The sequence below is a fragment of the Sedimentitalea nanhaiensis DSM 24252 genome, assembly GCF_000473225.1.
In the GTDB taxonomy this organism is placed as follows: domain Bacteria; phylum Pseudomonadota; class Alphaproteobacteria; order Rhodobacterales; family Rhodobacteraceae; genus Sedimentitalea; species Sedimentitalea nanhaiensis.
The window spans coordinates 475,107-501,078 of record NZ_KI421509.1; the positions used below are offsets into that span (position 1 = coordinate 475,107).

Sequence of the window (25,972 nt, forward strand, 5' to 3'; positions counted from 1 at the left end):
CTTTGGAACCGGTCCATGTACTGGTTTGATGCGCTCGTTCGGGCGTTGGCCTGGCTTGCGGCGGTGTTGTTCACCGTCGCCGGCCTGATGCTGTCCTACGAGGTTGTAGCCCGCTATTTCTTTGTCCGCCCAACGATTTGGGCGGCGGAACTCAGTCAGCTTTGCCTGATCTGGGGCTGTCTTATGGGCATGCCCTGGTTGCTGTCGGCAAGGCGTCATATCGCGGTGGACGCGGTGATACGGCTGCTGCCGGTTGCGGCGCAGAACCGGATCGAGGCGGCGGCGATGCTGATGGTGGCGGTCTTCAGTGCGATCGTCGCCTGGAAAGGCTGGGACATCTTCTGGGATTCGTTTGAGCGCGGGCGCACCACGGGTTCGATGCTGGACCTGCCCAGCTGGGTGGTCGAACTGGCCGTGCCGCTGGGATTTGCGCTGTTGTTCGTGCAGGCCCTGATCGAAACCGTTCGCTCGGCGCGGGGCAGGGCGGCGGATCGGGAGATCGCACTGGAATGACCATCGTACTTATTCTCGCCTCGCTGTTCACTCTGTTGCTGGCGCGGGTGCCGGTGGCCTTTGCCCTGGGCGGCATGGGGCTGGCATTGCTACTGTTGGGCGGGTTTTCACCGCTGATGGCCCCTCAGGCGATCTTGTCGACGCTCGACGGTTTCATCTTGCTGGCGGTGCCGCTGTTCCTGCTGATGGCCAATGTACTGCTCAAGGGCGGGGTCGGTGACGACCTGTTTGCGGCGGTGAATTCCTGGGTCGGTCACTGGCCGGGCGGGTTGGCGGTGGCGACAATCATTTCATGTGCGATTTTCGCCGCCATCAGCGGCAGTTCGGTGGCCACGGCGGCCACCATTGGTACGGTTGCAATTCCCGCGATGATCGCGCGCGGGTATGACAAGCGGTTCGTCTACGGATTGCTGGCGGCTGGCGGAACGCTGGGCATTCTGATCCCCCCCTCGATCCCGATGATCGTCTATGGCTTTATCACCGAAGAATCCGTTGGTGCGCTGTTCCTGGCCGGGGTCGGACCGGGTATTGCGCTGGTGCTGTTGTTTATCGGCTATTCAATGGTCTATGCGCGGGTGACGACCGTTCAACAAGGTGTCACGGCCGCAAGTATGGCGGTACGTCGCGCAGCATCGTTGCGCGCCTTGCCGTCAATCGCGCTGGCAATGTTGATTATCGGCGGCATCTATTCCGGGGCCTTTACCCCGACCGAGGCCGCCGCCATCGGGTTTACCTTTGCCCTGATCGTCACCGTGGTGGTGTTGCGCTCGCTGTCGTGGCAGGGGTTTCGCGAGGCATTGTTTGAGTCGATGGTCACGACGGTTGCGATTATCCTGATCATCGCCGGAGCCAAGGTGTTCGGCAAGGCGATCACGCTGTATCGCATTCCACAGGACATATCCGCCATCATCGCCCAGACCATCGAGACGCCGTTGGTGTTCGTTCTGGTGGTTGCAGGCGTGTTGCTGGTGATGGGCCTGGTATTCGAAGCCCTGTCGATGGTGCTGATCATGACGCCGGTGCTGTTGCCTTCGGCACTGGCGATGGGGTTCGATCCGATCTGGTTTGGCATCTTCATGGTGGTGATGGTGGAATGCGCGCTGATCACCCCGCCGGTGGGGTTGAACCTGTATGTCATTCAGGCCGTTGCGCGCACCGGTCTGGGCGAAGTGGCGCGCGGTGTGCTGCCGTTCCTGCTGTTGATGTTCCTTTGCGTGGCGATCCTGTATCTGTGGCCGGATCTGGCGCTGTATCTGCCCTTCAAATTGTGAGCCTGCCAATGACCCCACCGAACCGATTGCGCGCCCTGCTGGCACAGGACAAACTGCACGTCATGCCTTGTTGTTTTGATGCCCTCTCGGCGCGGATGATTCAGCAGAGCGGGTTCGGGCTGACATTTATGTCCGGCTTTGCCACTTCGGCGGCGCGGATCGGCGCGCCCGACCTGGGGCTGATGTCCTATGGCGAGGTGCTCGACAGTGCGCGCAACATCACCGAGGCGGTGTCGATCCCGCTGATCGCCGATGGGGATACCGGCTATGGCAACGCGATGAACGTGCGCCGCACGGTGCGCGGGTTTGCGCGGGCGGGCTGTGCGGCGGTGATGATCGAGGATCAGCTCGCCCCGAAACGCTGCGGGCACACGCCGGGCAAGGCGGTGGTCGGTCGGGATGAGGCGTTTGATCGCATCAGGGCGGCGGTGGATGCGCGCGCCGATGACGACATCCTGATCCTGGCGCGCACCGATGCCCGCCATGAATACGGCCTGGGCGAGGCGATTGACCGGGCCGCGAAATTTCATGAACTCGGTGCCGACATTCTGTTCGTCGAAGCCCCCGCGACCCTCGTCGAAATGCGTCAGATCTGTGCCGACCTGCCGGGGCCAAAGATGGCCAATATCGTCGAAGGCGGCGAAACCCCTGACCCCGGTCATGCCGAATTATCCGATATCGGCTATTCGATTGCCGCGTATCCGCTGACCCTGATGGCGGCGGCAATGCAGGCGATGGCGACCACGTTGCAGGCTCTGGCCAAGGACACGCCACGCGACCCTCACCTGATGGAGTTCACCGAATTGCGCCGACGGATCGGATTTGACGCCTATTACGAAACCTCGGCGGCCTATGACAGCTCGCGCAGATCGTCCTAAAGCCTTTCGACTTATACCTGAATCACCTATCGCTGCCTGAAGTCAAAGATTTCAACGCGATAGGTGGTACCCGACGTCTCGAGTCAAAGTCGAAACGCGTTAGGCGCGCGTGCCAGAGAACCGGTTTTCCCACTCTTCACGCTGCTCGTCCGTGATCTTGGCGAACAGTACATCGGGCACGCTAAAGGCTTGGCCAGCGGGCAGGGTGGACAAGGCGGCGGCGACGTCGTCCGGCCAGCTGGCATCGGTCGTATTCATCGCCTGCAGCATCCGGCTGGAGGTATCGGGAATAAAGGGGGCGCTCAGCACCGCATAGAGGCGAATCAGGTTCAGGCCCAGACGGACCTGTGCCGCTGCGCGGTCGGGATCGGTCTTGAACGTCGCCCAGGGGGCCGCGCTTTGCAGGTATTCGTTGCCCGCAACCCAGATCGCGCGCAGGTCTTGCGCCGATTTGCGCACCTCCATGTCGGCCATATGACCCTCATAGGCGCGGATGCGGATGGCCAGATCGGCGATCAGCGCATTTTCCTGTTCGCCATACCCCCCCCCCTCAGGGACGGATTCGCCGAATTTGGACCGGCAGAATTTGGTGATGCGGCTGACAAAGTTGCCCAGCACATCCGCCAGATCCTTGTTCACAGACTGCTGGAAATTCTCCCAGGTGAACTCGCTGTCGCTGCTTTCTGGCACATGGCTGAGAAGCCACCAGCGCCAGAAGTCCGACGGCAGAATCGCCAAGGCCTGATCCATGAACACGCCGCGACCCTGGCTGGTGCTGAACTGGCCTCCATCGTAGTTGAGGTAGTTAAAGGATTTGAGGTGATCGACCATCTTCCACGGCTCGCCAGATCCCAGGATCGTTGCCGGGAAGGACAGGGTGTGGAAGGGGACGTTGTCCTTGCCCATGAACTGAACGTAATGCACGTCACCCGCGCCCTTGTCGGTACGCCACCAACGCTCCCAGTCGTTGCCCGTGGCTTCGGCCCACTCGGCAGCGCAGGCGATGTATTCGATCGGGGCGTCGAACCAGACATAGAATACCTTGCCCTCCATGCCCGGCCAATCCTGATCGCCCCTTTTGACTGCGATACCCCAGTCCAGATCGCGGGTGATGCCCCGGTCTTGCAAACCGTCGCCATCATGCAGCCATTTCTTGGCGATGGACGTCGTCAGAATCGGCCAGTCGGTCTTGGAGTCGATCCATTTGTCCAGATCGCCCTTCAGTTCGGACTGGCGCAGGTACAGGTGTTTGGTTTCGCGGACTTCCAGATCGGTCGACCCGGATACGGCGCTGCGCGGCTCGATCAGATCTGTGGGGTCAAGCTGTTTGGTGCAGTTTTCGCATTGATCGCCGCGCGCCCGGTCATAGCCGCAATTGGGGCAGGTGCCCTCGATATAGCGATCTGGCAGGAACCGTCCATCGGCGTTGGAATAGACCTGTTTTTCACTTACTTCTCGGATCAGCCCGCGCTCGGCCAGAACGCCTGCGAAATGTTGGGTCAAACGGTGGTTCTGCGGGCTGGAGGAGCGACCGAAATGGTCAAAGCTGAGGCCGAATCGGTTGGCGATATCGGCTTGTACCGTGTGCATCTGGGCACAGTATTCGGCCACTGGTTGACCCGCCTTTGCAGCGGCCAGTTCGGCGGGTGTGCCGTGCTCGTCTGTGGCGCAGAGAAACAGCACTTCATTGCCACGTGCGCGCATGTATCGGGCAAACAAATCGGCGGGCAACTGGCTGCCAACCAGGTTGCCCAGATGTTTGATCCCATTGATATAGGGAAGCGCCGAGGTGATGAGTATGCGTGCCATGTGGGTCTTGCCTTTGGTCGGTTTGGGCCTCGGTTACATCATCGCGGGCTGCAGCGCCAGACGGTGCAGGACGATCCGCGACGATGCCGGTCGACCCCAAACCGACCGCATCCGTTTGTGGGACCTGGAAATCGTCGTCTGCTGGTCCGATTTTGGACAGAATTGCAGGTGAGTTTGCCCAGGATCGCAGGATAACGATTTGGGGAACAAATGCATTTCGAAACGCGAAGAACAACGAACTTGGCTGTGGCGCAGGAGCGGGACATTATGTCCCCAACGTCTGCCCCGCTTCGTGCGAACATCCCCATGACGCACGCCACAGCCAGGCCCTTGGCCAAGCCCACAACTGCTCTGGCGAGGGACCCGGTCCCGTCGCAACTGGATGAAACACCGTTGGCGCGGGCACGGGTTACGGGTAAGGATCTGCTTGCGCACCTGGTTGAAGATCTGGATGAGGATCCCGAGCCGCCGCTGGAGGACTTTCTCGGCGTTCTCGGTTCGATTGCCGGTTTCACCACTGCCTACGCCCTGGCGAGGCGGATCGATGAGGGATCGCTGTCGTTGCAGGCTCCGGAAGTGATCGTGATGACGCTGTCAGACGGTTCCAGGCGATACTTTGGCAATTTTCTGAATCGCCGTCTGGCGGAACAGCAGATTTCTCTGTTCAACCTGACCGCGGGCATGGCCAAGAAACTGGGTGCGACCGTGTTTCCTGATTTGCCGGAACTGTTCGAGAGGGTGACAAAGTCGGCGACGACAGTTGAGTTCGGCGTGCCGCGATTGCCGAACGGGCTGGGCATGGACCCACCGCCAGAGGAGATGGTGAGACGCCGCTTCCCGACTTGCCTACCGGTTCTGGAACGCTACAGCCTGCATCCGGACGACTATTTCGCCGCCTGTGCCTTTGCCATCCAGCAGGTGATCGCAAGATCCGAAGGCCTGATTGACCCGACGTTGTGTGTGCAGATCGTGATGGAATGCGCTGTGCCGATGTCAAAGATCGACCCGCGCAGCGTGTTGGAGGATTTCTAGGTCTCAAGTGCCCTTGCCGTCGCGCTCGCGCTGGCGTCGTGTCAGGCGACCGATCAGGAACGAGGTGCGTGGGGCATAGACATAACGTGTGCGGTTGCCCGGCGCGGGCCGTGCCAACATTCGCGTCAGACCAAAGATCACGAGCGCCAGATGCCCGACCGCGATCATGGTGAACATGGCATGCGGACCAAAGCGGCTGATCAGGGCAGATGCGGCATAGGGTGCCGCGATAGCGCCCAAGGCGAAAAAGAACATCAGCGCAGCCGACAGTTCCACCCGCTCGGAATCGTCGGCAAAGTCATGGGCGTGGGCCGCGGCGACCGAATAGATCGGAAATGTGGTCGCCCCGAACACAAGCGCCGCCATCATGACACCCCCCTGACCGAAACCGGGCGCGCCCATTGTCATCATCGAACTGAGGATGGCCGCAACAGACAACCAGATCAGAACCCATCGGCGATCAAACCTGTCCGCAAGCCATCCGACCGGATACTGTGCCAGCGCCCCACCCAGAACGAATGTTGCCAGAAACCAGCCGATCTGGGCCGGGCTTAGCCCGACCTCCTGGCCATAGACGGGGCCAATCATGCGAAAGCTGGCCGAGGACAGCGCCGCCACAACCACTGCCGCCGCAGCAAGTGGTGACATCTGTACCGCGAGCATCGGGCGCAGACGGGGGGCGTTGGGGGTTTCCGGTTGCTTTGCGGTGGTCAGAGTCAGCGGGATCAGCGCTGCACAGCATAGAATGGCGAGTATATTGTAACTGACATAGCTGGCCGGGCTCAGCACCCCGATCAGAAGCTGCGCAAACAGCGAGGCGCTCATGTCGACAACGCGGTAGACCCCCATGGTGCGGCCGCGGCTTTGGTTTGTGACCTTGGCCTGCAACCAGGCCTCGATCACCGTATAGCAGCCTGCGACGCACAGGCCGGACATCACCCGCATCAACGCCCAGGCATAGGGATCGAGCACCAGCATATGCGCGAGCAAACCGATCGCACCGGTTGCGGTAAAGGCTGCAAAGGCGCGCGAGTGGCCCACGCTGCCCATCAGGCGCGGGGCCCACCAACAACCAATGAAAAACCCGAAGAAATGCGCCGACCCCAGAAGGCCGATTTCCGACGTGCTGAAAGACAGGGCAAGTCCGGACAGCGCATCCAGCGGGCCGACTCCGCCCGTGGACAGTTGCAACAAGGCCACGGATAGAAACAGGGCAGCAAAGGAAATCAACATGCGCATGTCCAGCCACCATGCGCCAGACTGATTGCCGGGCTTGGTTTTTTTCGACTTTGCTATGTCGTTTTTGCCTGTTTCTAGCGGATGGCCCGGATGACGGCTGTGATATCCAATGTCACCCGGTCGCCGACCAGATCGGGATAGCCGCTGGCCCCAAAGGCCGAGCGGCTGAGATGCCCACCCAGGCGTACGACAATCGTTGAAAGGTCGTTGGCCGTGCTGCCCCGGGCCCGGAACAGCGCCGCGTCCAGAATGATGGGCCGGGTCACGTCCCGCAGGGTCAGCCGACCCTCGATGCGGGCACCGTCGGACAGGCGGCCATCTTTGGCCAGTCGCACGGACAGGGATTCAAACCGGATCGTTGGGAAACGCGCGACATTCAAGACAGTTGGCCCGGTCATTGCCTGCGTGGCGAGCGCAAGCCCGGTGCGCGCGGCCGCGGCATTCAGGATGACATCGACCTGCGTGGCGGCAAGGTTCCCGGGGTCGATCTGGATATCGGCGCTCTGGATCGGCATCATGCCATTCTGAGAGATACCGTTGAGGGTAAAGTCAAATCCGACGGAGGAGCCAGCCCTGTCCAGCTGGTATCGGGTCGGCGCGGCAAATGCGGGGCTGAACATATGGCAGCCAATGGCGATCAAGGCAGTGCGGCGCGCAAGCAGGATCATGGAGGTCTCCCGTGTCGAGTATACTCGGGATCCGTCCGGATTGGGCATTGTTTTCCGGTGTCACGGAAATGTCAGATCCGGGCGCTTAAACGGGTGTATCAGCCTGCCTTGCCCATATCGGGGCCGACGGTTTCCGACCGGATTTCAGATTGCTCCCGGCGCAGCGGCCGCTAGGGTGCGGGCAATCAGAACAGGAATGTGCAAGATGCAGATGAACCCGCTGGGCCGCACCGGCCTGACCGTATCCGAACTTTGCCTGGGTACGATGACCTTTGGCACCCAAACCAGCGAAGCCGAAGGCCATGCGCAGATCGACCGGGCCTTGGCCGCAGGGATCAATTTCATCGACACCGCCGAGATGTATCCGGTAAACCCGGTGCGCAAGGAAACCGTCGGGCGTACCGAAGAGATCATCGGCGCCTGGAATGCGGCCAATCCCGCGCGACGTGCCGACTATGTTCTAGCGACCAAACATTCCGGCGAAGGGTTGCAGATCGTGCGCGATGGCGCACCGATCTCCAGCGCGACCATCCCAGCCACAATCGAAGGATCGCTGCGTCGGTTGCAGACAGATTATATCGACCTCTACCAATTTCACTGGCCGAACCGGGGCAGCTATATGTTCCGAAAGAACTGGACCTATGATCCGTCGAGGCAGGATCGCAGCGCTACGATCGCCAATATCGAGGACTGTCTGGAGGCGCTGCAACATCAGGTGGACAAAGGCAATATCCGTCATTTCGGCCTGTCCAACGAAAGCGCCTGGGGAGCGGCGCAGTGGCTGCGCCTTTCCGAGGACCGCGGATGGCCACGGGTCGCGTCGATCCAGAATGAATACTCGCTGTTATGCCGACTATATGACACCGATCTGGCCGAGCTGAGCGCAAACGAAGACGTCGGTCTGCTGGCGTTTTCGCCTTTGGGAACCGGGTTGTTGACCGGAAAGTATCAGGGCGGCGCGGTACCGCAGGGATCGCGCAAATCCCTGAGCCCCGAACTGGGTGGGCGCGAGACTGCAAGGGTTCACGGGGCCGTCGAGGCTTATCTGAACATCGCGCGAAAGCATGGGCTGGATCCCGTGCATATGGCCCTGGCCTGGTGCCGCTCGCGCCCTTTCATGGCCTCGGCGATCTTTGGAGCCACCCGTATGGATCAGCTCGATCGTGTGCTGGCGTCAACGGATGTGGCGCTGAGCGACGAGGTGCTGGCAGATATCGATCTGGCACATCGCGCGCATCCGATGCCTTATTGATCCTGGCCCGACGCGCTGTGGCGCAGGCTGCGCGCCGAGCGGCCATGGGCCGCGTGAAAGGCGCGTGCGAAACTGGCGGCCGAGGCAAAGCCGGTGGCCAGGGCGACATCCAGCAGCGGCCAGTCGGTATCTGTGACCAGACGCAGCGCTTCGGTCAGCCGCAGGGACAGGTAATGCGCCTTGGGCGTGGTGTTCAGCCGGGCGCGGAACTGCGCCTGCAAGGCGCGCGGGCTGGTTCCGGCCTGACGGGCCAGGTCGGGTATTGGCAGCGGGGCATCGAGGGTCTGTTCCATCAGCGCGCTGACACGCGCCGTCAGCCTGCTGTGTCCCGGATTGCCGCTGCGGGTCTGGGCGCGGGCGGGATCGGGGGGCGTGTCGTGGATGAAGGCTCCGGCAACGCGCGCCGCCAATGCGGCACCGTATCTGACCCGGATCAGGTGCAACATCATGTCTATGGTCGGCATCGCCCCGCCACTGGTCATTCGCGCGCGGTCGATGTGAAACCGGTCCTTCAATGTGTTCACAGACGGAAACTGGGTTGAAAATTTCTCTAAGTCCTCCCAATGCGTTGTGGCGCTATGCTTATCCAAAACTCCGGATGCGGCCAACAACCAGGGTCCGCCATCGATCCCGGCCAGAGTCGCGCCCATGGCGGCGATCCGACGCAGGCTGGCGTGCAGTGCGGGCGTGGAATGGGACTTCAACCCAAAGCCTGCAATGACCATCAGAAGTTCGCAGTCCTGAAGCTGGCGCAGAGGCGCTCCGTCTACAGAAATCCCGCTGGTCAGCGTGGCGGGCGCGCCGGTGGCCGTGACATAATGCCAGTCAAACAGGCGGCGTCCGGCCATGCGGTTCGCGGCCCGCATCGGGTCGACAGCTGCGGCAAAGCTGAGGGTATTGCATTCATCCAGAACCAGAACCGCAGCGTGCAATGCCCGAGTGGACGGGCGGAAGATATTTTTTGCGGGTTTCATCAAGTGGTGTACATAAAGTGTAAACTTTGATCTGCCAAGCCGCGCCATTCTGCGCAGCAACCAACCAGAGGAAAAGCAGATGCCACTGACCATGAACAACGAGGTTTTCATCACCTGTGCGGTCACCGGCTCGGGCAGCACACAGGACCGAAGCCCGCATGTGCCGCGCAGCCCGAAACAGATTGCCGACAGCGCGATTGCGGCGGCCAGGGCCGGGGCGGCGGTGGTGCATTGCCACGTGCGCGATCCCGAAACCGGCGCGCCCAGCCGTGACTTGAAGTTATACCGGGAAGTCACTGACCGCATTCGGGAATCTGAAACCGATGTCGTGCTGAACCTGACCGCTGGAATGGGCGGGGATATCGTTTTTGGCAGCACCGAAAGCCCGTTTCCGGTGGCCGGCGGGACCGATATGATCGGTGCGGCAGAACGGGTTGCGCATATCGCCGAATGCCTGCCCGAGATCTGCACCTTGGACTGCGGCACGATGAACTTTGCCGAAGCCGATTATGTCATGACCAACACGCCGGGCATGCTGACCGCGATGGGGCGGATGATGACCGAACTGGGGGTCAAGCCCGAAATCGAGGCTTTTGACACCGGCCATTTATGGTATGCAAAACAATTGGTTGCCGATGGGGTGCTGGAAGATCCGGCATTGGTGCAACTGTGTATGGGGGTGCCGTGGGGCGCGCCGGATGACCTGAACACATTCATGGCGATGGTCAATAATGTGCCGCAGGACTGGACGTTTTCGGCCTTTGCGCTGGGGCGCAATCAGATGGCCTATGTCGCCGCCGCGGTGCTGGCCGGGGGCAACGTGCGCGTCGGGCTGGAGGACAACCTGTGGCTGGGCAAGGGGCAGTTGGCAGAGAACTGGCAACTGGTCGAGCGCGCCGCAACCATCATCGAGACCATGGGCGCGCGGGTGATCGGGCCGGATGAGGTGCGTGCGAATCTGGGGTTGGTCAAACGGTCCCCAAAGTGAGTGCCGCGGCGCGGCAGGATCCGCATTGTCGGGGGGTATGGCTAGCGTACATACTGTGTGCATACCGCGTACATACCCGCAGTGCAGTATTTTGCGGCGCTGCCCTTGCGGTTCTGGCCGCCCTAAGCGGGTGCGCCGTGGTTCACGGCAGCTATCGCGACACCGATGTGCCGATCAGCGCGACCAGCCGGTTCACGCCCGCGCGGTTCGACGGGACCTGGCATGTGATCGCAGGCTATCCAAACGCGTTCCTGCCGTCCTGCCCGGGGCAAACCTGGCAGATCATGTCGGATCCAGGATCTATTGACGTCACCTGTGGGTCCGGCGACCGGCCCGTCCTGTCGTCGGGATTGGGTGTGGATCCGCGCGGGGTGCTGCGGGTGCAGACATCCGATCTGGACTCCCGGTCGCGGGCCTTCTGGGTGTTGTGGATGGATGAAGAGGGGCGCCTCGCGGCGATCGGGACGCCGGGCGGAGAAATGGGTTGGGTCGTGAGTCGAGGCACGGAGTTGCGCGCCGATCGGCTGGCGGCAGCTACGGCGATTCTGGAGTTCAACGGCTATGATACGGGACCTCTGAAAAGCGGCGAACCATGAGGGCGGATCACGGAACATTTCGGCGCGGGGCGCGTTTGGATCGTAATTGCGATCCAGAACACGAGGTAACGCCATGACAGTCCGTAGAATTCTGCCCGCAGGGATGCTGGCCGCCTTTGCCGCCACAGGAATGGCTCAGGCTGACAGCTACCGGGATACGACAGTGCCGATGACGGTGCAAACCGATCTGGATCTGAACCGGTATCTGGGCAAGTGGTACGAGATCGCGCGCTTTCCCAACAGTTTTGAAGCCGAGTGTCATGCGGTGACGGCGCAATACAGCCTGCGCGAGGATAATCGCATCACAGTGCGAAACAGCTGCCACAAGGGCGCTCTGGACGGTCCGCTGGAAATTGCCAAAGGCGTGGCACGTCCCGCCGGTGCGGGCAAGCTGGAGGTGACCTTTGTGCCGGCGCTGTCGGTGCTGCCGTTTCTGTGGGGAGATTACTGGGTGCTGGATGTGACCGACGATTACGGCATCGCGGTGGTCGGCACACCCAAGGGCAAGACCGGCTGGATTCTGGCGCGCAAGGCGCGGATCAGCCCGGCGGAATTTGATGCGGCGGTCGACGTCTTGCGCCGCAATGGATATGACACGGCCCCCTTGTACAGGGTGCCGCAACCTGAAGGATAGGGTATGACAAAGAACGTGGCGGCGATTGTCGGTGGCGGGGTAATTGGTGGCGGTTGGGCGGCGCGGTTCTTGCTGAACGGCTGGGATGTGCAGGTGTTTGATCCCGATCCGCAGGCCGCGCGCAAGATCGGCGAAGTGCTGGACAATGCGCGCCGGTCGCTGCCGGGGTTGTCGGACATGCCGCTCCCTGCCGAAGGGCGGCTGAGCTTTCATGACGATCTGGCCGAGGCCGTGGCCGGGGCGGGCTGGATTCAGGAAAGCGTGCCGGAACGGCTGGACCTGAAGCACAAGACTTTTGCGGCTGTTCAGGCAGCGTGCGATGCGACGGCGATCATCGGTTCGTCCACCTCGGGGTTCAAGCCCAGCGAATTGCAGCAGGGCGCGGCGCGCCCCGGTCAGATCGTGGTGACGCACCCGTTCAACCCGGTCTATCTGTTGCCGTTGATCGAACTGGTGCCGAGCGCCCTGAACGATGCCGACCTGATCCATCGTGCCAAGGACCTGCTGACCGGGCTGGGGTTTTTCCCTCTGCACGTGAAAAAGGAAATCGACGCCCATATCGCCGACCGGTTCCTCGAAGCCGTCTGGCGCGAGGCGCTGTGGCTGGTCAAGGACGGTGTCGCCACCACCGAGGAAATCGACGAGGCGATTCGCATGGGGTTTGGCATCCGCTGGGCGCAGATGGGGTTGTTTGAAACCTATCGCGTGGCGGGCGGCGAGGCCGGGATGCGGCATTTCATGGCACAGTTCGGTCCCTGTCTGAAATGGCCCTGGACCAAGCTGATGGATGTGCCCGAGTTCACCGACGAGCTGGTCGACATGATTGCCGAACAGTCGGATGCGCAATCGGGCCGGCATTCGATCCGCGAGTTGGAGCGGATCCGCGACAACAACCTGGTGTCGATGATGCGTGCGCTCAAGGCACAGGACTGGGGGGCCGGGGCGGTGCTGAACGCGCAGGACCGCCGCGTCAAGGCGGAGGCGCTGCCGGATCTGGACCGCGCCGATCTGAGCCAGCCGATTCTGACGCTGGCCCGTGCGGTGCCGCTGGACTGGACCGACTACAACGGCCATATGACCGAAAGCCGCTATCTGGACGCCTTTGCCCAATCAACCGACCGGTTCATGGAGCTGATCGGCTGCGATAGCAGCTATATCGCCTCGGGCGGCAGTTACTTTACCGCCGAGACCCATATCCGGCATCTGGACGAGGCGCATGCCGGGGATCGGATCCGGGTGGAAACCCAGATGCTGCTGGGGCAGGGCAAAAAGTTGCAGCTGTTCCATCGCATGTACAAGGGCGGTCAGCTGCTGGCCACGGGCGAACATTTCCTGCTGCACGTCAGCCTTGCGACCCGCAAGCCCTGTGCGCCGCCTGCGGCAATCGAAGGGGCGATGGCGCGGATTGCCCGGGCGCAGAGCGCGCTGCCCTGGCCCGAGTGGGCGGGCGCGTCGATCCGCAAACCGGGCTGATCTGGACTCGGCTCACTTCCTCTTACTGGAAATACTCCGGGGGTGCGGGGGCTGGCCCCCGCCAGGGTCGATCTCGGCGCGCAGGCGGTGCAACTCGTTCGGCAGATCGCGGGCGGTCAGGGTGGCTTCGCGTACCAGCGTGTCGAAATGCCGTGAAAAAATCTCCACCCGGTCGCTGTCGCGGAAGGCCATATAATGCCCGCCGGCATAGAACACGCAGAGCAGCGGGCCAAAGAGGGTGAGCGGCGCGCTATAGAGCCGCTGGGCATCAAACAGATACAGGCGCAGGCGCGGATAAAGCTGATCGGCCAATTCGAGAAACCGGTCGATCTGGGCCAGCCGGATGTCCAGCGGCAGACCGTCATAATAGCCGGTGCCATGGGCAAAGCTGCGCAGCTCATAGGCGGGCATGGCGATTTCATAATCCGACTGGGCGCTGCGCATCCAGTGCAGGCGATCCTCGGATGCGCCGATGGCCTGATCGGCGGTGCGGCCGAGATGCGGGGCGTATTCCCATTCCAGCAGGGCGCGGGTTTTCAGCATGTCGGGCAGCGCCGCCGGGACATGGCGGATCTTGTAGCCTGCGGCCTCCTGGTGCCAGTCGAAAATGCGCTGATCGACCAGGGCGCGCGGGGCTTCGGTCAGACTCAGGCTGTGGGCCAGCAGGTCGGCGGCGTTTTCGGGGCGGTCGCTGAGGCTGAGCAGCCAATCCGCCGACACGCCAAGGGCGGCGGCACAGGCCCCGACCACATGGGCGTTGGGCAGGCGGGCACCGTCGCCCTTGAGCAGCTGCGAGATGGTCGAGCGATCCACGCCGATCTGCCGCGCCAATGCGCTTTGGGTGACGATCCGCTCCTGCATCGCCTTGGCCAGGCGGGTGCGGAAGCGTTCGGCGCGCAGGCGTTTGTCGACCATATATATCATTTGGTGATATATATCACGGATGTAGACAATTGTTAATCACATTCAGAATTCTCACCAAGCCATTGATCCGCTAGCAAGAAGAAAGAACAATAACATACGGAAATAAAATGGAAACTCGGAGGCGATCACTTGTCAAAGCGGTGATCTGGAATGTCATCGGCCTGACGGTAATGGCGCTGGTCGGATATGTGGCGACCGGGTCGCTGACCACCGGGGGCGCGATGGCGCTGGTCAACAGCGCCATCGGGTTCACCACCTATCTTGTTTATGAACGGGCCTGGGCCAATGTCACCTGGGGGCGGCATGTCTGATCCGCGCGCCCCGGCACCGGGTATCGAATGGCTGACCCTGGGGATGATTCTGGCCTGTTACGGGTTGTGGCTGGTGGCGATCTTCTGGGTGGCGGCGGCGGCCCCGGTTCTGGCGGTTCTGCTGACCGGGGTGCTGGTGGCATGGCACGCGTCGCTGACCCACGAGGCGTTGCATGGCCATCCGTTTCCGGTTCGGGTGGCGAACGAGGCGCTGATGGCCCTGCCGCTGAACCTGTGCATCCCTTACAATCGGTTTCGCGATTTGCATCTGTCGCATCATCTGGATTGCAACCTGACCGATCCGTATGACGATCCGGAAAGCAATTATCTGGATCCGGCGGTCTGGACGTCCCTGCCGGGGTGGAAACGCGGGTTGTACCGGGCCAACAACACACTGTTGGGGCGCATCCTGTTGGGGCCGGTGATCGGGCAGGTGCGATTTGTCTGGGACGACTCCCGTTTGGCGCTGCGGGGCGACCGGGCGGTGTGGCTGGCATGGGCGCTGCACCTGCCGGGTGTGGTGGTTGTGATGGCGCTGGTGACGGCCTCGGCAATGCCCGTCTGGGCCTATCTGCTGGCCGCCTATGCCGGGTTGGCCTTGCTGAAGATCCGCACCTTTCTGGAGCATCAGGCGCATAGTCAGGTGCGGGGGCGCACGGTGATCATCGAAGATCGTGGACCGCTGGCGTTTCTGTTTCTGAACAACAACCTGCATGTGGTGCATCACATGAATCCGACAGCGCCCTGGTATCGGCTGCCGGGTCTGTATCGTGCCGGCAAGGCGCGCTATCAGGCGATGAACGAGGGCTATGTCTATCGCTCCTACGGCGAGGTGTTCCGGCGTCACCTGTGGCGGGCCAAGGATCCGGTGGTGCATCCGCTCTGGCCTCGGGGATGAATATCCGCCACTAGGGGCGCATGAGCCTTTGGATTCCCGTCACCCTGGCGGCCGCGGTGTTTCAGACGCTGCGGTTCATGCTGCAAAAAAGCCTGAGCACGGCCAAGTTATCGGCGGCGGGGGCGACGTTTGCGCGGTTTGCCTATTCGGCCCCTTTGATCGTTGCGCTGCTGGCGGGCTATCTGTGGGTCAGCGGGCGCAGCCTGCCGCCACTGGGCGGGTGGTTCTGGAGCTATGCCATCATCGGCGGGCTGTCGCAGATCCTGGCGACGATCTGTGTGGTGGCGCTGTTCAAACAGCGCAATTTTGCAGTGGGGATCACGTTCAAGAAGACCGAGGTGATCCAGACTGCACTGGTCGGGTGGATCGTGTTGGGCGAGGGCGTCAGCGCCGGTGGGTTTGTGGCAATACTTCTGGGATTGGCGGCGGTGCTCATCCTGTCAAAATCGCCCGATGTGCAAGGCAACTGGGTGCGACACCTGACCAGCCCGGCATCGGTGCTGGGGCTGGGGTCCGGCGTGCTGTTTGCGTTCTCGGCCGTGGCCTATCGCGGTGCGTCCCTGCAGCTGGGTGACCTAGAGCCGGTTCTGCGCGCGGCGATCACCCTGGCCTGTGTGGCCAGCCTGCAGGCGCTGTCGATGGCGCTCTGGCTGGGGGTGCGGGATCGGGCCGAGCTGCGTGCGGTCTGGTCGACGCGCCGGGTCGGGGTCTGGGTCGGCCTGTTCAGCATGGCCGGATCGTTCTGCTGGTTCCTGGCCTTCACCTTGCAGAACGCTGCCTATGTCAAGGCACTGGGGCAGGTCGAGCTGATGCTGAGTCTGCTGGCGTCGGTCCTGTTCTTTCGTGAAACCGTGACCCGGCGCGAGATCACCGGCATTTCACTGCTGGGCCTGTCGATCCTGTTGCTGGTTCTGGCGATCTGACAGGATGGCTCAGTCGGTTTCGGGCATCGGATGGCCGCGCAGGCGCAGGAACAGGCTGGCCTCGTCGCTGTTGCGGAAATAGGGCACCGAGGCGGGCGGGTCTTCGGTGGCCACCCGGCTTTCGACTTCGGCCAGCACAACCTCGGTGATAAAGGGCAGATCAAAGCTGCGTGCGTCCCGCAGCTTGATCCATTGCAGGTGCGAAAGTTCGTCACAGGCATGAGTGAAATCGTCGATATCGGTGCGGATATGGGCAGCATCTACCAGAAAGAAGCGGGCATCGAAACGGCGCGGGCGGCCAGGTGGGGTCAGGGCGCGGAACACGAACTGCAAACGGTCGGCGGCGGGCAGGTGCCCGGTGGCGGCAAATTGCTGCCAATCTTCGGGAACGTCACCGGGCCAGGTGCCGGGACGGCCCAGGATCAACCCGGTTTCTTCCCACAATTCGCGGATCGCGGCGGCGGCCAGCGCGTGCTGTAATCCATCTGGCGCATCGTCCGCCAGACGGTCGTGGCAGACAGCGGGCAAGGGGGTCGCAAGCGGCACCTGAGCATCCTCGGCGTCGACCGCGCCGCCGGGAAATACGAATTTATTGGGCATAAAGGCGGCGGATGCGCCTCGCTGACCCATCAGGATCGACGGGTCGTCATGACGGTCGCGCAACACGATTACTGTCGCCGCATTCCGGACTGCGGTTTTGTCCATGGTTTGTCTGCCTCGCGCTATGCGGACCTGTTCGGTATCAGAACCCGTGCATGTGCCGGGCCCATTGGAACCCGACGATGGCCCCTTTCAGTCGAGGCAGAAGGTAGAGCGAGAGGCCGACACATCCAACCGCAAAAATCGTGAACAGGGTCAGCGGCTCGGGGCGCCAGGTTTCGAACACGATCAGCAACAGCGGTGCCATGATATGGCCCACGATCAGGATGGTGAGATAGGCCGGGCCGTCGTCGGCGCGGTGATGGTGCAGGTCCTCGCGGCAGACTTTGCAGCTGTCGTTAACCTTGAGGTAGCTGCTGAGCAGCGGGCCGCTGCCGCATTGCGGACATTTGCGCCGCCAGCCCCGTGCCAGGGCAGGCCAGACGTCGCGTGCTGTATCATCGCCCGTTGCCGGCGATTGCATAGTCGATTCTTCGGTCATGGTAATCCAATTTCTCCCACAGCAAAGATGGGGGGGAATGCGCCTGTGGGAAAGGGCGCACTGCGCCCTTGCGGCGCGATGTCGCGAATTGATCGGTCTGGGGGGGGGAAGGTGCCGGTTTTATAAAATCGGACATAGCTGCAAAAAAATCCGACGGAATCGTGCGGCCCGCGCGTTTGGACTGTACGATGACGGCAAGGGGCCGTCGCGAGAAAAGGAATGAAGAGGATGAAACATACAGGTTTTATCGCAACGATCATCGTTGGTGCTGTCTCGCTGACCGCGTTTGCGGCAGCGGCGCAGGGGCCGGGGGCAAAGCCCTATCACGAGATGTCGTTTCAGACGCTGGATGCGGACGGCAATGGCGAAATCACCCGTGAGGAAATGAACACCCATCATCAGGCCCGGTTCAGCGAGACGGATGCCAACGGCGATGGGGCGCTGAGCCGCGCGGAGATGATCGAAGCCAGCGTCAAGCGCGCCGGCGCGCGGGCGGATGAGATGATCGAGCAATTCGATGCCAATCTCGACGGGCTGCTGACCCAGGACGAGATGCCCAAACAGCGCCGGTCCGACAAGATGTTCGACCGGGTCGACAAGGACGGAAACGGCAGCATTTCGCAGGCCGAATTCGATCAGGCCCAAACGAAGATGAAAGGTCACAAGAACAAGAAACAGCATTCTGGCAAGAACTGAGTGTGTTTGCCGTGAACCATCGAAGCATGGGCGGAGCGGGCGGGGTGCCATGAAAGACTCCCCGGCCGCACCGACCGACGATGCTTTGCTGGTCCTGTTCGCCAATGGCGAACAGGATGCGGCGCGTACCCTGACCTGGCGCCTGGCGCCGCGCGCCTTTGGCGTGGCATTCCGGGTGCTGGGCGATCGGGCCGAAGCCGAGGACGTGGCACAGGAGGCGATGATGCGGTTGTGGCGCATGGCACCGGACTGGCAGCCGGGCACAGCGCGGGTGAGCACCTGGCTGTACCGGGTTGTGCTGAATCTGTGTCTGGACGTCAAACGCCGCCGTCGGGGCGGCATGGCGCGGCTGGACGATGTGCCGGAACCGGCAGATCCACAGCCAGCCGCCGTCGAGCGGATGCAGCAGGGCTTGCGGATGGATGCGTTGCAACGGGCGCTGATGCAATTGCCCGAGCGGCAACGCCAGGCGGTGGTGCTGCGCCATCTCGAAGAACTGTCCAATCCGAGGATAGGCGAAATCATGGATATCAGCACCGAGGCGGTCGAGAGCCTGACCGCCCGGGGCAAACGGGCGCTGGGCCGGGCCTTGGCCGGGCGGCGCGAAGAATTGGGGTATAGCGATGGCTGAGCGCGACAAGGACGTTACCGATCTCGAGGATCTGTTCCAGGCGGCACGTCGACAGGGCATTGCGTTACCGGACGGTCTGGAAGACCGGATCATTGCCGATGGTCTGCAGGTGCAGCGCGCGCGGCAAGGCAGATCGGCATCACCCAGGCGCGCGTCGGCTGGCAGGGTGCGGCAGTTTCTGGATCTGCTGGGCGGATGGCCGGCGATGGGTGGATTGGCCATGGCGTGCGCCACAGGCATCTGGCTGGGGTTTGCCCCGCCCCAGGCGTTGCCGGATCCATTTGGATTCGTGCAGTCCGGGGACACCGGATTGTTTGCGGACGACGATCTGGTTCTCGCCATGGTGGAGGAGTGAGACATGAGTGATTCCGATAAACAAAAGGCGCCGCGCACCGGGCGTTGGGTTCGCTGGCTGTTGGCGGGTTCGCTGGCGATGAACCTGTTGGTGGTCGGATTGGCTATCGGCGCGGTGATGCGCTTTGGCGGGCCGGAAAATGCGCGGCGACCGTCCCCGTCACTGGTGGCGACCCTCTACCGCGCCCTGCCGCGCGAAGACCGCCAGGCCGTACGAAGCGCCTTGCACAAAGCGCCCCGCGCGCAGATCGAGGACCGCCGGGCCGGTACCCGTGCCTTGGCGGCGGCGTTGCGCGGCACACCCTTTGATGCCGATCGGGCGGAAGCGATCCTGGCCGAGCAGATCCGCGCGCATGATGTCTGGGAAGATGCGGTTCTGAAAGCGTGGTTGTCCCGGGTCAGCGCAATGGACGATGCCGAACGGGGGGGCTATGCAGAACGTGTGGAGGAGTTTCAGAAGCGTGGCAGGCGGCACGGCCGCGACAACACGAACCGCGAGGACTGACAGGGAGCGGGTGGCTGCCTGCGGTCGTGTCAGCCCGGAATATGCTTGGCGGCCCAGACCGCCGCCTGGGTGCGGTTCTTGACACCGATCTTGCGGTAGCACGACCGCAGATGCACCTTGACCGTGTTCTCGACAATGTTGAGCGTCTTGGCGATATCCTTGTTTGACGCCCCATCCTTGAGGCTTTGGATCACCGCCATTTCCCGCGCCGACAGGTTGGTTTGCCGGGCGATGTCGTCCAGGATCCGGTCTGCCGATGCGGTGGAGGCAGCAGGGGACACCTGTTGCTCGGTGATGGAAGAGCGAAACGCGGCCTGTGCCTGCGCGCTGGCGTTGGACTGTGGTGCCAACGCGGGCGGCGCGGCAAGCGGGTCGCCACGCCGGCGACCGGCCGGCAGGGTAACCCGGAACCCCTGTTGCACCGCCGACAGCAACCCGATCAGCGACACGGCGGACAGGTCGTCGGTGATCAGCGCATCCACGATATCTTCGTAGTCGCTGGCGATCTGCGAAATGACGGAAGAGGATGCCAGTATCACCACTGTGGACTGGCTGGCCCGGTCGCGGAAATCCTGAACATCCTGCTTTGCGGGACAAGCGCCATGTACGACATGCAGGATTACCGAGATTTCCCCGACCCGGCTTGGAACTTCGGATAACGATTGATATATTCCTGATACATCAAGTCCGTTTTGCGACAGGACTGCAATCAGCGTTTCGGCAAATAGGCGCCTTTGAGAAACAATAAGAAACGGCATGCACAAATATCCCGGAAATCAGAACTAAACAATATAAAGGAACAGGCACCAGCGGCCAAATAGCCGAGCGCAGTTATCTTCCCCAACCGAATTATCGGCGTATTCCTGAAAAAACTCCACCCCCAATTAGCAAGCTACTGAAAGATAAGGGAATACGGATGAGGATAGGCAACCGATAGGGGAGAGCGCGATCATCTAATAACCTTATAGGGGAATTTCGAATCAACCGCCCTGGTGGAGCCATCGGGTTAGATGATTGCGCTATCAGCGCGGGGTGTTGCGGATTCTTGCCGATAAGGCAATGAAATTGCATTGTTTTGCCCATTGAGGGGCATTCTTACTACTTTTGGCGTAAATTTTTGGTAAATTGCCACTGCTTTCGAGCAAGTCAAACGCGAAAATCCGCCCCCGCCGTTCCAGGGTGTCAATTTTTCCTGCCTCGCGACGGCGGAATTTCGCTAATACCAATTGAGAAAACACGCCCTAATGAATCCGGCCGCCGGATTAGTACTTTGGGTACACTTTCATGGGTGCGGTTTTATACCTATTATGGGGATCGAATTTGATGGCGATATTTTGAGATTGGAGGTTTTCGTAGTTTTTGTAGTCTGAGCCTTTTGGGGGGTAGCATGAGTGTATTGGGTCGATCTGTATTATCGACAGGTCAAATGTTTCATTGTGAAGTATTAAAGAACGTGGTTGGTTTGAAGTTTCCGGTTTCGGCTATTTGTCTGGACGCCGGGGGCGAACGTGTTGGAATAACGACGGCGGCCACGGGGCATTTCCCTTCTGTGGCGGTCGATGTCGAAAGAGATGTAGGCGTGCTGATATCGGTCGATGCCGTTGGGTTGTCGATCGAAGACTCGTCGTTTCTGATGTCGATAATGCCCGCCAATATCGGTCACTCGGTCGATGTGGTATGGCAGGCGTTTCGCTGCAAGTTCGAGACTGGGGTCGAGGATCTGATCGCGGTCATGAGTGCCGAGACTGCGGAGGACAACGCCGATTACCTGTCCACCATGTGGCCGGGGGTACGTGGCATGTGCGTGCAGGAAGCGTGCCATTTGCTTTCCGACCTGTCCGATGACGCCATGTTGTGGGCCGTCAGTCAGAAGGTAAATGCCTCGATTCTGGTGCTGGATCAGGATTGCAAGGTGATCAAGGCCAATGCGGCCGGGCGCGAATTACTGTCCGAAGGTACGCTGTTGCGTAACACGGCGCATGGCGTGGTCTGTTTGCGGGACAAGGAAACCCGTGCGCTGCACCAGGCCATTGCCGAATGCCGTCAGGCCCAAGGTGAACAGAAACCGGAATTCGTGCTGATGCTGCGGGGGCAGAAAAGGACAGGGCATGTGCCGCTGTCTTTGTCGCTGTACAGCGAACCCAACGGCGGGGCGCGGTTGTTTCTGGCGATGCTGCCAATGCCGCCGGAGCAAAAGCGGATCGAGGAACTGGCCATGCGGTTGGGTCTGACCCGCTCGGAAGCCCGTGTCGCGGCGCTGATGCGCGACGGCTATTCCAACCGTCAGGCGGCCGAAATCGCCGGTCTCAAGGTCGAGACTTTCAACACATATGCCAAGCGCGTCCTGTCGAAGATGAATGTGACCTGCCGTGCTGAAATGGCGCAGATGCTGACCTGGCAGTCGGCTGCGGAGCGTTCTCTATGAATATTGCAGCCACACAGGACGAAAAGCAGAAGCTGAACCTGAAAATGCCTGACGGCGAAGGTAAGCCGGTGCCGGTCGCGCTGACGGACGCGGACCTTGACCGGTTGCGGACGCATCTGGGTCAGGGCATGGGCGGGTTTGCACGTCAAGGCGATATCGTCGAACTGCACAAGCGTATCGGGGAAAAATTCGAGTCCCTTCCGCTTGCGCTGAGGTCGTCCGGCGAGACACAGACGGCGGAAATCCGGGCCGAATTCGAGAACCTGCAATCGACGTTGAACAGCCTCGAAGGTGCATTGCGCATAGAATTGGCGCCGATGCTGGAAAAGTCGATGATCGCGAGTTTGCAGGCTGCACAGACGAAACCGCGCAGTAGCTGGAAAGGTATTGTTTTGGTGCTGGCGACGCTGTGCGTCGGGGCCGTGATCGGTGCGGTGTTTCAAGACGCGGTGCTGTCCGTGGTGGCGCAGGGGCAGGATTTTGTTTCCCAGGCCAGAGCCTATTTGAACCTCTGACCTTACGATCACGGCGGGTCCTCTGGCGTGATCGCGTTTTTGTTTAATTGGTTTGCAAGGGGCATTTTATGATGCGCAACAGGCGAGTTTTTGACGGACAACGCGGATTGATCATGGCCGTGTTCGTGGCCAGTCTCTGCATCAACCTGCTGGTTCTGACCGCTCCGCTGTATATGCTGCAGCTGTTTTCGCGGGTGCTGTCGTCTGGCAGCATGTCGACCCTGGTCGCGTTGACCGTGGGGGCCGGGATCGCGCTGTTCTTTTTCATGCTGTTTGATGCGTTGCGGCAGAAACTGATTTCGCGGCTGGGCAACCGGCTGGAGGCGAATATCGGCCCCGATATCCTGGGCGCGGTGGTCAAGGGCACCGGCGGCACGTCGGACACCCAACCGGTGCGGGATCTGTACGAGATCCGTGGTTTTGTGATTTCTCCGGTTTTCACCGCCTTGCTGGACGCGCCGTGGTCGATTCTGTTCGTGATGCTGATCTATGCGTTTCATCCCTTGCTGGGCGTGGTCGCCACCATCGGCATCGCGATCCTGTTCCTGTTGGGGGTGATCAGCGAACTGTCGGGGCGGGATTCGGCCAAAGAGGCATCGGATGCGGTGCGCAAGGCCAATTCGACGGCGGACGAGGTGCTGCGCAACGCCGATATCGTGCGCTCGATGGGCAAGACCTCGACGCTGGTGCAGCGCTGGCAGCAACTGTCCTTTACCTCGATCATGCTGGGTACACGGGCGACGGATCGCACCTCGGCGATGACCTCGCTGGCCAAGATGGTGCGGATGATGCTGCAGATCGCGATCATGGCCACCGGTGTGATTCTGGTTCTGAAAGGGCAGATGGGCCCGGGCATGATGATCGCGGCGTCGATCCTGCTGGGGCGCGCGGCCGCTCCTGTCGAGCAATCTATTGCCGGTTGGCGGACCCTGTTGCAGGTGCGCCTGTCGTTGCAGCGCCTGAATGCGCTGCTGGCACAGACCGAGGTGGAGCGCGCGCAGATGGAACTGCCCGAACCCGAAGGCCACCTGTCGGTTGAAAACGCCACGGTGGTGTCGGCCGGGCGTCAGGATCCGCTGGTGCTGGATGTCAGTTTTCAGCTCAAGCCGGGGGATACGATGGGGGTGATCGGACCGTCGGGCGCGGGCAAGACCACTTTGGTGCGCGCGCTCGTCGGGCTGCAACCATTGGCGCGGGGCTATGTGCGGATGGACGATGCCGCGCTGACCGACTGGCCGGCCGAGCAGATCGGGCGCAACATCGGCTATCTGCCGCAACGGGTCGAATTGTTCGACGGCACGATTGCCGAAAACATCGCGCTGATGGATTCCGATGCCCAGCCAAGCAAAGTGGTCGAGGCCGCCAAGCGCGCACAGGTGCACGAGCTGATCCTGGCCATGCCGGGCGGGTATAACGCGCGGGTTGGACCGAACGGAGATTTCCTGAGCGCTGGTCAACGCCAGCGCATCGGTTTGGCGCGGGCATTTTATGGCAATCCGAAACTGGTTGTTCTGGACGAGCCGAACGCCAATCTGGACCCGGCGGGCGAAGAGGCGTTGGCCGCTGGGATCCTGTCGATGTCGGCACAGGGCGCGGTGGTGATCGTGGTCACCCATCGCATGAGCGTGCTGAAGGTTCTGAACCATGCCGGGTTGATGGACCGGGGCCGTCTGGTTCGGTTCGGCAAATCCAACGCGGTTTTGGGCGGCGAGGTCAAGCCAATGGCGGCCAAGGTCACAGATGAGGACGACAAGTCAAAGGTCTTTGTTCTGAAACGAAAAGTTCCCGATGATGTCAAGCTGGCCGAGGAGGGCGCACGATGACCCATGTTGTTTCGATGCCTCGCAAAGGCGACGTCGCCCTGCCGGATCAGATGCCGGGCGCGCAGAAAGAACCGATCCAGCCGCCGACGCGGATTGGCCGGTTGGTGCTGATCCTGGTTCTGTTGATCGGCGGTTTCTGGGGCGGTTTGGGGTCCTGGGCGGCGCTGGCTCCGATCCAGAGCGCGGTGATTGCCATGGGCAGCTTTAAGGTCGAAGGCGATCTGCCCGAGGTGCAACATCTGGAAGGCGGCCTTGTGAGCGAAATCCGGGTCCGCGAAGGCGATCATGTAGAGCGCGATCAGGTTCTGATCGTGCTGGCCGACACGGTTTCAGCGGCGCAGGATCGTATCCTGAACAATCAGCTGGTCAGCCTGTTGGCGCAGGATGCCCGTCTGGACGCCGAATACCGCAGGCTGGACAAGATCGTATTGTCGGACGAGTTGAAATCGCTGCTGACGCGCGATCCGTCTTACATGGATATCGTCCAGAGCCAGGCCGAACTGTTTATTTCGAATGGCGCAATGTGGCGCGGTCAGGCTGCGATCCTGAAAGAGCGGGTGGCCGAGCAGAAGGAACAATTGGCCGGGCTTGCATCGCGCCAGGGATCGCTGGGCGAGCGGCTCGAGATCATCCAGGACGAGTTGAAGGATCTCAAGACGCTGTACGATCGGGGTCTGATTACCAAAAGCCGCTATACGTCGCGTCGCGAGGCTGAGGTCGCCATTCTGGGCGAGGTCAACTATATTGTCAGCCAGATCGACGGTGTGCGCCAGCGGGTTGCCGAAACCGAAGAACGCATTCTGCAGGTGCACCGCGATCGTATCAAGCAGATTTCCGATGAACGGCAGCTGGTCAAGCAACAGGTATTCGAACTGCGTCAGAGGATCGTGGCCAATGCCGACATCAAGGAACGCCGTCTGATCCGCGCCCGGCACGCGGGGCGTGTCATCGATTTACAGTTCCGATCCGCTGGTGAGGTGATCGGGGATGGCGAGACGGTCCTCAAGATCGTGCCGGACGATGCCGCATTCATCGCCGAGGGCCGGGTCCGGCCCGAGGACGTGGATCAGGTGGCCGAGGGTCATATCGCCCGCGTGCGGCTGACCGCCTATAATTTCCGCACCACGCCTGCGGTTGAAGGTGTGGTGACCCACGTTTCGGCGGACAGCTTTGTCGATGATGAGACCGGGTTGCAATATTTCAAGGTCCACATCCGCATTGCGGATGAGGAACTGGCCACGCTGCCGGGAGTTGAGGTGCTGCCCGGCATGCCGGCGCAGATCATGATTGCGACCGGTGAACAGACCGTTGCGAACTATCTGCTCAGCCCGGTTGTGGCGAGCCTAGAGACGGCCCTGCGCGAAAGCGACTGAGACCGGCCAAGGATCTGTTTGAGGACAACGTTTCAAGGGGACCGCGACCTGCGCCATGGGCGTTGTTCGCGGTCCCCTTTCGGTTGCGACCGTATTGCTAAAATATTTCCCGAAACTGCTGAAAAA

General features: G+C 61.5%; 29 protein-coding genes. 20 read left to right on the forward strand and 9 right to left on the reverse strand.

What is annotated here, in order from left to right:
- The first annotated feature begins 15 nt into the window (after positions 1 to 15).
- Genes NANH_RS0103925 through NANH_RS0103935 form a run of 3 tightly spaced genes read left to right on the forward strand, consistent with a single transcriptional unit; the run spans position 16 to position 2,662 of the window.
- Positions 16 to 513, forward strand: a complete 498-nt coding sequence (locus NANH_RS0103925) for a TRAP transporter small permease (RefSeq protein WP_027260853.1) — start codon at positions 16 to 18, stop codon at positions 511 to 513.
- Positions 510 to 1,784 (forward strand): TRAP transporter large permease, encoded by a 1,275-nt coding sequence (locus NANH_RS0103930; RefSeq protein WP_027260854.1) that lies wholly within the window; start codon positions 510 to 512, stop codon positions 1,782 to 1,784. The genes NANH_RS0103925 and NANH_RS0103930 overlap by 4 nt, the downstream gene beginning before the upstream one ends.
- Before the next feature lie 8 nt (positions 1,785 to 1,792).
- Positions 1,793 to 2,662, forward strand: a complete 870-nt coding sequence (locus NANH_RS0103935; RefSeq protein WP_175543407.1) for an isocitrate lyase/PEP mutase family protein — start codon at positions 1,793 to 1,795, stop codon at positions 2,660 to 2,662.
- Between the two features lie 99 nt (positions 2,663 to 2,761).
- Here NANH_RS0103935 and metG read toward each other — a convergent pair whose 3' ends face one another.
- A complete protein-coding gene (gene metG, locus NANH_RS0103940; RefSeq protein ID WP_027260856.1) occupies positions 2,762 to 4,471 on the reverse strand; it encodes a methionine--tRNA ligase in 1,710 nt (569 codons plus the stop codon).
- 306 nt (positions 4,472 to 4,777) lie between these two features.
- On the opposite strand from metG, the gene NANH_RS0103945 reads away from it, so the two are divergent.
- Positions 4,778 to 5,503, forward strand: a complete 726-nt coding sequence (locus NANH_RS0103945; RefSeq protein WP_027260857.1) for a hypothetical protein — start codon at positions 4,778 to 4,780, stop codon at positions 5,501 to 5,503.
- Between the two features lie 3 nt (positions 5,504 to 5,506).
- Here the strand turns inward: NANH_RS0103945 and NANH_RS0103950 are convergent, their stop codons facing one another.
- A complete protein-coding gene (locus tag NANH_RS0103950; RefSeq protein WP_027260858.1) occupies positions 5,507 to 6,742 on the reverse strand; it encodes an MFS transporter in 1,236 nt (411 codons plus the stop codon).
- A 74-nt stretch (positions 6,743 to 6,816) separates the two neighbouring features.
- Positions 6,817 to 7,410 (reverse strand): YceI family protein, encoded by a 594-nt coding sequence (locus NANH_RS0103955; RefSeq protein WP_036049391.1) that lies wholly within the window; start codon positions 7,408 to 7,410, stop codon positions 6,817 to 6,819.
- A gap of 205 nt (positions 7,411 to 7,615) precedes the next feature.
- Here NANH_RS0103955 and NANH_RS0103960 point away from each other — a divergent pair, with 205 nt between their 5' ends.
- Entirely contained in the window at positions 7,616 to 8,662 is a 1,047-nt protein-coding gene (locus NANH_RS0103960; RefSeq protein ID WP_027260860.1) for an aldo/keto reductase, read from the forward strand.
- Here NANH_RS0103960 and NANH_RS0103965 read toward each other — a convergent pair.
- Complete coding sequence (locus tag NANH_RS0103965) at positions 8,656 to 9,636, reverse strand: GlxA family transcriptional regulator (RefSeq protein ID WP_027260861.1); 981 nt, start codon at positions 9,634 to 9,636, stop codon at positions 8,656 to 8,658. The genes NANH_RS0103960 and NANH_RS0103965 overlap by 7 nt on opposite strands.
- A gap of 79 nt (positions 9,637 to 9,715) precedes the next feature.
- Between NANH_RS0103965 and NANH_RS0103970 the strand changes: the two genes are divergently transcribed.
- The 4 genes from NANH_RS0103970 to NANH_RS0103985 all read left to right on the forward strand — a co-directional run bounded on the left by NANH_RS0103970 (position 9,716) and on the right by NANH_RS0103985 (position 13,327).
- Complete coding sequence (locus NANH_RS0103970; protein ID WP_027260862.1) at positions 9,716 to 10,624, forward strand: BKACE family enzyme; 909 nt, start codon at positions 9,716 to 9,718, stop codon at positions 10,622 to 10,624.
- Between the two features lie 137 nt (positions 10,625 to 10,761).
- Positions 10,762 to 11,220, forward strand: coding sequence for a lipocalin family protein (locus NANH_RS0103975; RefSeq protein ID WP_051372227.1), 459 nt, complete (start codon positions 10,762 to 10,764; stop codon positions 11,218 to 11,220).
- Positions 11,221 to 11,293: 73 nt separating this feature from the next.
- Entirely contained in the window at positions 11,294 to 11,854 is a 561-nt protein-coding gene (locus tag NANH_RS0103980) for a lipocalin family protein (protein WP_027260864.1), read from the forward strand.
- A 3-nt stretch (positions 11,855 to 11,857) separates the two neighbouring features.
- Entirely contained in the window at positions 11,858 to 13,327 is a 1,470-nt protein-coding gene (locus NANH_RS0103985; protein ID WP_027260865.1) for a carnitine 3-dehydrogenase, read from the forward strand.
- Positions 13,328 to 13,339: 12 nt separating this feature from the next.
- Here the strand turns inward: NANH_RS0103985 and NANH_RS25395 are convergent, their stop codons facing one another.
- A complete protein-coding gene (locus NANH_RS25395) occupies positions 13,340 to 14,251 on the reverse strand; it encodes a helix-turn-helix domain-containing protein (protein WP_051372228.1) in 912 nt (303 codons plus the stop codon).
- 107 nt (positions 14,252 to 14,358) lie between these two features.
- On the opposite strand from NANH_RS25395, the gene NANH_RS0103995 reads away from it, so the two are divergent.
- From NANH_RS0103995 to NANH_RS0104005, 3 genes are read left to right on the forward strand one after another with little or no spacing between them, the layout of a single operon-like run.
- A complete protein-coding gene (locus NANH_RS0103995) occupies positions 14,359 to 14,562 on the forward strand; it encodes a DUF2061 domain-containing protein (protein WP_027260866.1) in 204 nt (67 codons plus the stop codon).
- A complete protein-coding gene (locus NANH_RS0104000) occupies positions 14,555 to 15,460 on the forward strand; it encodes a fatty acid desaturase (RefSeq protein ID WP_027260867.1) in 906 nt (301 codons plus the stop codon). Before NANH_RS0103995 ends, NANH_RS0104000 begins: the two co-directional genes overlap by 8 nt.
- A 20-nt stretch (positions 15,461 to 15,480) precedes the next feature.
- The gene (locus NANH_RS0104005) at positions 15,481 to 16,383 is read left to right on the forward strand and encodes a DMT family transporter (RefSeq protein WP_027260868.1); all 903 of its coding nucleotides are present in this window, start codon (positions 15,481 to 15,483) and stop codon (positions 16,381 to 16,383) included.
- A gap of 9 nt (positions 16,384 to 16,392) precedes the next feature.
- On the opposite strand, the gene NANH_RS0104010 is transcribed toward NANH_RS0104005, so the two are convergent.
- On the reverse strand, positions 16,393 to 17,088 hold the full coding sequence (locus NANH_RS0104010) for an NUDIX hydrolase (protein WP_036049395.1): 696 nt from the start codon (positions 17,086 to 17,088) through the stop codon (positions 16,393 to 16,395).
- Between the two features lie 37 nt (positions 17,089 to 17,125).
- The gene (locus NANH_RS0104015) at positions 17,126 to 17,506 is read right to left on the reverse strand and encodes a DUF983 domain-containing protein (RefSeq protein WP_027260870.1); all 381 of its coding nucleotides are present in this window, start codon (positions 17,504 to 17,506) and stop codon (positions 17,126 to 17,128) included.
- A gap of 246 nt (positions 17,507 to 17,752) precedes the next feature.
- Here NANH_RS0104015 and NANH_RS0104020 point away from each other — a divergent pair, with 246 nt between their 5' ends.
- Genes NANH_RS0104020 through NANH_RS25405 form a run of 4 tightly spaced genes read left to right on the forward strand, consistent with a single transcriptional unit; the run spans position 17,753 to position 19,710 of the window.
- Complete coding sequence (locus NANH_RS0104020; RefSeq protein WP_027260871.1) at positions 17,753 to 18,220, forward strand: EF-hand domain-containing protein; 468 nt, start codon at positions 17,753 to 17,755, stop codon at positions 18,218 to 18,220.
- A gap of 49 nt (positions 18,221 to 18,269) precedes the next feature.
- Complete coding sequence (locus NANH_RS0104025) at positions 18,270 to 18,851, forward strand: RNA polymerase sigma factor (RefSeq protein WP_027260872.1); 582 nt, start codon at positions 18,270 to 18,272, stop codon at positions 18,849 to 18,851.
- Positions 18,844 to 19,206, forward strand: coding sequence for a hypothetical protein (locus NANH_RS25400; protein ID WP_036049401.1), 363 nt, complete (start codon positions 18,844 to 18,846; stop codon positions 19,204 to 19,206). Before NANH_RS0104025 ends, NANH_RS25400 begins: the two co-directional genes overlap by 8 nt.
- Before the next feature lie 3 nt (positions 19,207 to 19,209).
- The gene (locus NANH_RS25405; protein WP_051372229.1) at positions 19,210 to 19,710 is read left to right on the forward strand and encodes a periplasmic heavy metal sensor; all 501 of its coding nucleotides are present in this window, start codon (positions 19,210 to 19,212) and stop codon (positions 19,708 to 19,710) included.
- 29 nt (positions 19,711 to 19,739) lie between these two features.
- On the opposite strand, the gene NANH_RS0104040 is transcribed toward NANH_RS25405, so the two are convergent.
- Positions 19,740 to 20,468, reverse strand: coding sequence for a helix-turn-helix transcriptional regulator (locus tag NANH_RS0104040; protein WP_027260873.1), 729 nt, complete (start codon positions 20,466 to 20,468; stop codon positions 19,740 to 19,742).
- 264 nt (positions 20,469 to 20,732) lie between these two features.
- A complete protein-coding gene (locus tag NANH_RS28785) occupies positions 20,733 to 20,948 on the reverse strand; it encodes a hypothetical protein (protein WP_161631359.1) in 216 nt (71 codons plus the stop codon).
- Between the two features lie 341 nt (positions 20,949 to 21,289).
- Here NANH_RS28785 and NANH_RS0104045 point away from each other — a divergent pair, with 341 nt between their 5' ends.
- From NANH_RS0104045 to NANH_RS25415, 4 genes are all read left to right on the forward strand, one after another.
- Positions 21,290 to 22,135: a helix-turn-helix domain-containing protein gene (locus NANH_RS0104045; RefSeq protein WP_161631360.1), complete on the forward strand. Its 846-nt coding sequence runs from the start codon at positions 21,290 to 21,292 to the stop codon at positions 22,133 to 22,135.
- Complete coding sequence (locus NANH_RS0104050; RefSeq protein ID WP_027260875.1) at positions 22,132 to 22,650, forward strand: hypothetical protein; 519 nt, start codon at positions 22,132 to 22,134, stop codon at positions 22,648 to 22,650. The genes NANH_RS0104045 and NANH_RS0104050 overlap by 4 nt, the downstream gene beginning before the upstream one ends.
- Positions 22,651 to 22,721: 71 nt before the next feature.
- Positions 22,722 to 24,473, forward strand: a complete 1,752-nt coding sequence (locus NANH_RS25410) for a type I secretion system permease/ATPase (RefSeq protein ID WP_036050430.1) — start codon at positions 22,722 to 22,724, stop codon at positions 24,471 to 24,473.
- The gene (locus NANH_RS25415) at positions 24,470 to 25,846 is read left to right on the forward strand and encodes an HlyD family type I secretion periplasmic adaptor subunit (RefSeq protein ID WP_051372231.1); all 1,377 of its coding nucleotides are present in this window, start codon (positions 24,470 to 24,472) and stop codon (positions 25,844 to 25,846) included. Before NANH_RS25410 ends, NANH_RS25415 begins: the two co-directional genes overlap by 4 nt.
- Positions 25,847 to 25,972 lie beyond the last annotated feature (126 nt).

Bases quoted from the DNA above. Each gene is read 5' to 3' on its own strand.
- NANH_RS0103925 (WP_027260853.1), top strand. From the start codon at position 16: ATGTACTGGTTTGATGCGCTCGTTCGGGCGTTGGCCTGGCTTGCGGCG.
- NANH_RS0103930 (WP_027260854.1), top strand. From the start codon at position 510: ATGACCATCGTACTTATTCTCGCCTCGCTGTTCACTCTGTTGCTGGCG.
- NANH_RS0103935 (WP_175543407.1), top strand. From the start codon at position 1,793: ATGACCCCACCGAACCGATTGCGCGCCCTGCTGGCACAGGACAAACTG.
- metG (WP_027260856.1), bottom strand. From the start codon at position 4,471: ATGGCACGCATACTCATCACCTCGGCGCTTCCCTATATCAATGGGATC.
- NANH_RS0103945 (WP_027260857.1), top strand. From the start codon at position 4,778: ATGACGCACGCCACAGCCAGGCCCTTGGCCAAGCCCACAACTGCTCTG.
- NANH_RS0103950 (WP_027260858.1), bottom strand. From the start codon at position 6,742: ATGCGCATGTTGATTTCCTTTGCTGCCCTGTTTCTATCCGTGGCCTTG.
- NANH_RS0103955 (WP_036049391.1), bottom strand. From the start codon at position 7,410: ATGATCCTGCTTGCGCGCCGCACTGCCTTGATCGCCATTGGCTGCCAT.
- NANH_RS0103960 (WP_027260860.1), top strand. From the start codon at position 7,616: ATGCAGATGAACCCGCTGGGCCGCACCGGCCTGACCGTATCCGAACTT.
- NANH_RS0103965 (WP_027260861.1), bottom strand. From the start codon at position 9,636: ATGAAACCCGCAAAAAATATCTTCCGCCCGTCCACTCGGGCATTGCAC.
- NANH_RS0103970 (WP_027260862.1), top strand. From the start codon at position 9,716: ATGCCACTGACCATGAACAACGAGGTTTTCATCACCTGTGCGGTCACC.
- NANH_RS0103980 (WP_027260864.1), top strand. From the start codon at position 11,294: ATGACAGTCCGTAGAATTCTGCCCGCAGGGATGCTGGCCGCCTTTGCC.
- NANH_RS0103985 (WP_027260865.1), top strand. From the start codon at position 11,858: ATGACAAAGAACGTGGCGGCGATTGTCGGTGGCGGGGTAATTGGTGGC.
- NANH_RS25395 (WP_051372228.1), bottom strand. From the start codon at position 14,251: ATGATATATATGGTCGACAAACGCCTGCGCGCCGAACGCTTCCGCACC.
- NANH_RS0103995 (WP_027260866.1), top strand. From the start codon at position 14,359: ATGGAAACTCGGAGGCGATCACTTGTCAAAGCGGTGATCTGGAATGTC.
- NANH_RS0104000 (WP_027260867.1), top strand. From the start codon at position 14,555: ATGTCTGATCCGCGCGCCCCGGCACCGGGTATCGAATGGCTGACCCTG.
- NANH_RS0104005 (WP_027260868.1), top strand. From the start codon at position 15,481: ATGAGCCTTTGGATTCCCGTCACCCTGGCGGCCGCGGTGTTTCAGACG.
- NANH_RS0104010 (WP_036049395.1), bottom strand. From the start codon at position 17,088: ATGGACAAAACCGCAGTCCGGAATGCGGCGACAGTAATCGTGTTGCGC.
- NANH_RS0104015 (WP_027260870.1), bottom strand. From the start codon at position 17,506: ATGCAATCGCCGGCAACGGGCGATGATACAGCACGCGACGTCTGGCCT.
- NANH_RS0104020 (WP_027260871.1), top strand. From the start codon at position 17,753: ATGAAACATACAGGTTTTATCGCAACGATCATCGTTGGTGCTGTCTCG.
- NANH_RS0104025 (WP_027260872.1), top strand. From the start codon at position 18,270: ATGAAAGACTCCCCGGCCGCACCGACCGACGATGCTTTGCTGGTCCTG.
- NANH_RS25400 (WP_036049401.1), top strand. From the start codon at position 18,844: ATGGCTGAGCGCGACAAGGACGTTACCGATCTCGAGGATCTGTTCCAG.
- NANH_RS25405 (WP_051372229.1), top strand. From the start codon at position 19,210: ATGAGTGATTCCGATAAACAAAAGGCGCCGCGCACCGGGCGTTGGGTT.
- NANH_RS0104040 (WP_027260873.1), bottom strand. From the start codon at position 20,468: ATGCCGTTTCTTATTGTTTCTCAAAGGCGCCTATTTGCCGAAACGCTG.
- NANH_RS0104050 (WP_027260875.1), top strand. From the start codon at position 22,132: ATGAATATTGCAGCCACACAGGACGAAAAGCAGAAGCTGAACCTGAAA.
- NANH_RS25410 (WP_036050430.1), top strand. From the start codon at position 22,722: ATGCGCAACAGGCGAGTTTTTGACGGACAACGCGGATTGATCATGGCC.
- NANH_RS25415 (WP_051372231.1), top strand. From the start codon at position 24,470: ATGACCCATGTTGTTTCGATGCCTCGCAAAGGCGACGTCGCCCTGCCG.